Annotated in this window: 2 tRNA genes and 3 rRNA genes; all 5 read left to right on the forward strand. The window is 47.7% G+C overall.

The features are described from left to right. Positions 1 to 615 precede the first annotated feature (615 nt). The 5 genes from M917_RS01120 (at position 616) to rrf (ending at position 5,904) form a co-directional block, all read left to right on the forward strand. Positions 616 to 2,154 (forward strand): 16S ribosomal RNA (locus M917_RS01120). A 76-nt stretch (positions 2,155 to 2,230) separates the two neighbouring features. Beyond that, positions 2,231 to 2,307: transfer RNA gene (locus tag M917_RS01125), tRNA-Ile, on the forward strand. Positions 2,308 to 2,315: 8 nt separating this feature from the next. Beyond that, positions 2,316 to 2,391, forward strand: a tRNA-Ala gene (locus M917_RS01130). A 348-nt stretch (positions 2,392 to 2,739) separates the two neighbouring features. Continuing rightward, positions 2,740 to 5,599, forward strand: a 23S ribosomal RNA gene (locus M917_RS01135). A 190-nt stretch (positions 5,600 to 5,789) separates the two neighbouring features. Continuing rightward, a 5S ribosomal RNA gene (gene rrf / locus M917_RS01140) occupies positions 5,790 to 5,904 on the forward strand. The 16S, 23S and 5S rRNA genes sit together here with 2 tRNA genes alongside, the layout of an rRNA operon. Positions 5,905 to 5,913 lie beyond the last annotated feature (9 nt).

Below are 5,913 nucleotides of genomic sequence, written 5' to 3' on the forward strand. Positions count from 1 at the left end.
CGTATAATGCGTCCCAGTCGGAAGGGGTGGTAATTAGGAATTATAGATAGACTATATCTTTAAAACTAATTTAGCCAAACCAGTTTTAACCAAAGTCTTCATAGTGAGAAAGAAAGTTAAAACCAGTTAAAAATACTTCTTGACTTCACATTTAAAGCGTCTATAATACGCACCTCATTAAGGCAAAGCAGTTAATAAAGAGTGATACATCACTACTAAATTGGCCAGCTAACTTACTGAAACAAATTAAAAAACAAGCTTGACAAACTCATCATTCGTGATAAGATAGTCGGCTCGCTAGATAGCTTAAGCCACAACGGTTTGAGAGTAGATAGCGAAAAGCAACACCCTATATATCGGTTACTGGACGACAGTGATTGAGCACTATTTAAAAGCATAACTAAAGAACAACTTGTGTGGATTTTTGCTGATTCAGAATGTTAAAAAATAAAGTTGGTTGACTATCTTTTCGATAGAATTCTAACTATAAAAATTATCATTTAAGACAGCAAGAAAACTCAAAGTTAATTCATTAAATGAAACATACGAGAGCGTAATTGCCAGATTAAATGAGCCAAGTTTAGAAGTCTCTTTAAAGGACTTCATAGCAAGATTAAACTGAAGAGTTTGATCATGGCTCAGATTGAACGCTGGCGGCAGGCTTAACACATGCAAGTCGAGCGGAAACGATGATAGCTTGCTATCAGGCGTCGAGCGGCGGACGGGTGAGTAATACTTAGGAATCTACCTAGTAGTGGGGGATAGCTCGGGGAAACTCGAATTAATACCGCATACGACCTACGGGAGAAAGGGGGCAACTTGTTGCTCTCGCTATTAGATGAGCCTAAGTCGGATTAGCTAGATGGTGGGGTAAAGGCCTACCATGGCGACGATCTGTAGCTGGTCTGAGAGGATGATCAGCCACACCGGGACTGAGACACGGCCCGGACTCCTACGGGAGGCAGCAGTGGGGAATATTGGACAATGGGGGAAACCCTGATCCAGCCATGCCGCGTGTGTGAAGAAGGCCTTTTGGTTGTAAAGCACTTTAAGCAGTGAAGAAGACTCTTCGGTTAATACCCGGAGACGATGACATTAGCTGCAGAATAAGCACCGGCTAACTCTGTGCCAGCAGCCGCGGTAATACAGAGGGTGCAAGCGTTAATCGGAATTACTGGGCGTAAAGCGAGCGTAGGTGGCTTGATAAGTCAGATGTGAAATCCCCGGGCTTAACCTGGGAACTGCATCTGAAACTGTCAGGCTAGAGTAGGTGAGAGGAAGGTAGAATTCCAGGTGTAGCGGTGAAATGCGTAGAGATCTGGAGGAATACCGATGGCGAAGGCAGCCTTCTGGCATCATACTGACACTGAGGCTCGAAAGCGTGGGTAGCAAACAGGATTAGATACCCTGGTAGTCCACGCCGTAAACGATGTCTACTAGTCGTTGGGTCCCTTGAGGACTTAGTGACGCAGCTAACGCAATAAGTAGACCGCCTGGGGAGTACGGCCGCAAGGTTAAAACTCAAATGAATTGACGGGGGCCCGCACAAGCGGTGGAGCATGTGGTTTAATTCGATGCAACGCGAAGAACCTTACCTGGTCTTGACATATCTAGAATCCTGCAGAGATGCGGGAGTGCCTTCGGGAATTAGAATACAGGTGCTGCATGGCTGTCGTCAGCTCGTGTCGTGAGATGTTGGGTTAAGTCCCGCAACGAGCGCAACCCTTGTCCTTAGTTACCAGCGGGTTAAGCCGGGAACTCTAAGGATACTGCCAGTGACAAACTGGAGGAAGGCGGGGACGACGTCAAGTCATCATGGCCCTTACGACCAGGGCTACACACGTGCTACAATGGTAGGTACAGAGGGCAGCTACACAGCGATGTGATGCGAATCTCAAAAAGCCTATCGTAGTCCAGATTGGAGTCTGCAACTCGACTCCATGAAGTAGGAATCGCTAGTAATCGCGGATCAGAATGCCGCGGTGAATACGTTCCCGGGCCTTGTACACACCGCCCGTCACACCATGGGAGTTGATTGCACCAGAAGTGGATAGCTTAACCTTCGGGGAGGCGTTCACCACGGTGTGGTTGATGACTGGGGTGAAGTCGTAACAAGGTAGCCGTAGGGGAACCTGCGGCTGGATCACCTCCTTATAGATGACATTCGGTCAGCAAGAATTCACAACAAGTTGTTCTTTAGTTTAAGCTTACGTTTTATATAAGCGTAATTGGGTCTGTAGCTCAGCTGGTTAGAGCACCGTGTTGATAACGCGGGGGTCAGTGGTTCAAGTCCACTTAGACCCACCATTTTACATGGGGCCATAGCTCAGTTGGTAGAGCGCCTGCCTTGCACGCAGGAGGTCAACGGTTCGACTCCGTTTGGCTCCACCACACTATAGACGGTCAGTAAGCTTTAAATGCGAATAAATAAAATAGGTATCAAATAGAAACAAGTGATTTGTATAAGATTACTTCTTTCTGTTTTATACAGAATCTGTGACTCGATGAGAGCATAGAAACTATTTAAAAACATAGATATGAGTCTGGGTTAGGAAGCGCGTGTTCACGCGCACTTCTTAACCTTAATAATCGACCTCTTAACGACATCAGTTGTTATCCCAGGGGTTGATTATTAAAAAAAGTAAAGAGAACTGAATCAAGCGTATAAACATAGGTGATATCGTTATCATAATTAGAGTGTATGACACTTTGAAGTCGAAAGACTACTTGGGGTTGTATGGTCAAGTAATGAAGCGCACATGGTGGATGCCTTGGCAGTCAGAGGCGATGAAAGACGTGACAGCCTGCGATAAGCTTCGGGGAGGCGGCAATATCCTGTGATCCGGAGATTTCTGAATGGGGAAACCCACTTACCATAAGGTAGGTATCCTAATTTATTAGGAAGCGAACGAGGGGAAGTGAAACATCTCAGTACCCTTAGGAATAGACATCAAATGAGATTCCCCTAGTAGCGGCGAGCGAACGGGGAGAAGCCGATTAATTCTAATGTAGAAGAACAGCGTGGGAAAGCTGACCGTAGTAGGTGATAGTCCTGTATTCGAAACATTAGAGTTAACATATTAAGTAGAGCGGGGCACGAGAAATCCTGTTTGAAGATGGGGGGACCATCCTCCAAGGCTAAATACTCCTGACTGACCGATAGTGAACCAGTACCGTGAGGGAAAGGCGAAAAGAACCCCTGTGAGGGGAGTGAAATAGAACCTGAAACCGTGTGCGTACAAGCAGTAGGAGCCTCAATTTATTGGGGTGACTGCGTACCTTTTGTATAATGGGTCAGCGACTTATGTTCTGTAGCAAGGTTAACCGTTTAGGGGAGCCGTAGGGAAACCGAGTCTTAATAGGGCGTTTAGTTGCAGGGCATAGACCCGAAACCGAGTGATCTATCCATGAGCAGGTTGAAAGTGCCGTAACAGGCACCGGAGGACCGAACCCACTGTCGTTGAAAAGCCAGGGGATGACTTGTGGATAGGGGTGAAAGGCTAATCAAACTCGGTGATAGCTGGTTCTCCCCGAAAGCTATTTAGGTAGCGCCTCGGACGAACACCATTGGGGGTAGAGCACTGTTTCGGCTAGGGGGTCATACCGACTTACCAAACCGATGCAAACTCCGAATACCGATGAGTGATATCCGGGAGACACACAGTGGGTGCTAACGTCCATTGTGGAGAGGGAAACAACCCAGACCGCCAGCTAAGGCCCCAAATTCCTAGTTAAGTGGGAAACGAGGTGGGAAGGCATAGACAGCTAGGAGGTTGGCTTAGAAGCAGCCATCCTTTAAAGAAAGCGTAATAGCTCACTAGTCGAGTCGGCCCGCGCGGAAGATGTAACGGGGCTCAAACTAGGAGCCGAAGCTGCGGATTTGAATTTGTTTTCAAGTGGTAGGGGAGCGTTGTGTAAGCCTGTGAAGGTGTGTTGTAAAGCATGCTGGAGGTATCACAAGAGCGAATGCTGACGTGAGTAACGATAATGCGAGTGAAAAGCTCGCACGCCGGAAGATCAAGGGTTCCAGTCCAACGTTAATCGGGGCTGGGTGAGTCGACCCCTAAGGCGAGGCCGAAAGGCGTAGTCGATGGGAAATCGGTTAATATTCCGATACTTGTTTATAATGCGATGGAGGGACGGAGAAGGTTATGTCAGCCTGGCGTTGGTTGTCCAGGTGAAAGGATGTAGGCTTACAACTTAGGTAAATCCGGGTTGTTATATGGCTGAGATCTGATAGCAAGCTGTACTTGTACAGTGAAGTGGCAAATACCATGCTTCCAGGAAAAGCTTCTAAGCAATAGTTATAAACGAATCGTACCCTAAACCGACACAGGTGATCAGGTAGAGAATACCAAGGCGCTTGAGAGAACTCTGCTGAAGGAACTAGGCAAAATGGTACCGTAACTTCGGGAGAAGGTACGCTGTTGATGGTGATAGGACTTGCTCCTTGAGCTGTTGGCAGTCGCAGATACCAGGCTGCTGCAACTGTTTATTAAAAACACAGCACTCTGCAAACACGAAAGTGGACGTATAGGGTGTGATGTCTGCCCGGTGCTGGAAGGTTAATTGATGGGGTTAGCGTAAGCGAAGCTCTTGATCGAAGCCCCAGTAAACGGCGGCCGTAACTATAACGGTCCTAAGGTAGCGAAATTCCTTGTCGGGTAAGTTCCGACCTGCACGAATGACATAATGATGGCAGCGCTGTCTCCAGCAGAGACTCAGTGAAATCGAAATCGCAGTGAAGATGCTGTGTACCCGCGGCTAGACGGAAAGACCCCGTGAACCTTTACTACAGCTTTACATTGAACTTTGACCTGACTTGTGCAGGATAGGTGGGAGGCTTTGAAGCCGAGACGCTAGTCTTGGTGGAGCCAATCTTGAAATACCACCCTGGTCATGTTGGGGTTCTAACTCAGGTATAACAATACCGAGGACAATGTATGGTGGGTAGTTTGACTGGGGCGGTCTCCTCCTAAAGAGTAACGGAGGAGTACGAAGGTGCGCTCAGACCGGTCGGAAATCGGTCGTAGAGTATAAAGGCAAAAGCGCGCTTAACTGCGAGACCCACAAGTCGAGCAGGTACGAAAGTAGGTCTTAGTGATCCGGTGGTTCTGTATGGAAGGGCCATCGCTCAACGGATAAAAGGTACTCTGGGGATAACAGGCTGATACCGCCCAAGAGTTCATATCGACGGCGGTGTTTGGCACCTCGATGTCGGCTCATCTCATCCTAGGGCTGAAGCAGGTCCTAAGGGTATGGCTGTTCGCCATTTAAAGAGGTACGCGAGCTGGGTTTAGAACGTCGTGAGACAGTTCGGTCCCTATCTACCGTGGGCGTTGGAAATTTGAGAGGATCTGCTCCTAGTACGAGAGGACCAGAGTGGACGAACCTCTGGTGTTCGGGTTGTCACGCCAGTGGCATTGCCCGGTAGCTACGTTCGGATGGGATAACCGCTGAAAGCATCTAAGCGGGAAGCCCACCTCAAGATTAGATTTCCCTAAAGAGCCGTTCAAGACTAGGACGTTGATAGGCAGGGTGTGGAAGTGCAGCGATGCATGTAGCTAACCTGTACTAATTGCTCGTTTGGCTTGACCATACAACACCCAAGTGGTTTGTATCCAAGTCTAATTAATCTATCTTGTATAAGCTGTAGTGGCTTATAGAATAAAGAAAGAATATTTCGATATCACCTTTAACCTTGATTCAGTTAGGTTACAGTTGGTCGACAACAAGGTAAACCTTGACGTCAAACAATAAAAATAACAGACTCATATCTAACCCCCTTTGCTGACGACAATAGCGCGATGGCACCACCTGATCCCTTCCCGAACTCAGAAGTGAAACATCGTAGCGCCAATGGTAGTGTGGGTCCGCCCATGTGAGAGTAGGTCATCGTCAGCTCTCTATTCC

Source organism: Psychrobacter aquaticus CMS 56 (assembly GCF_000471625.1).
GTDB classification, from domain to species: Bacteria; Pseudomonadota; Gammaproteobacteria; order Pseudomonadales; family Moraxellaceae; genus Psychrobacter; species Psychrobacter aquaticus.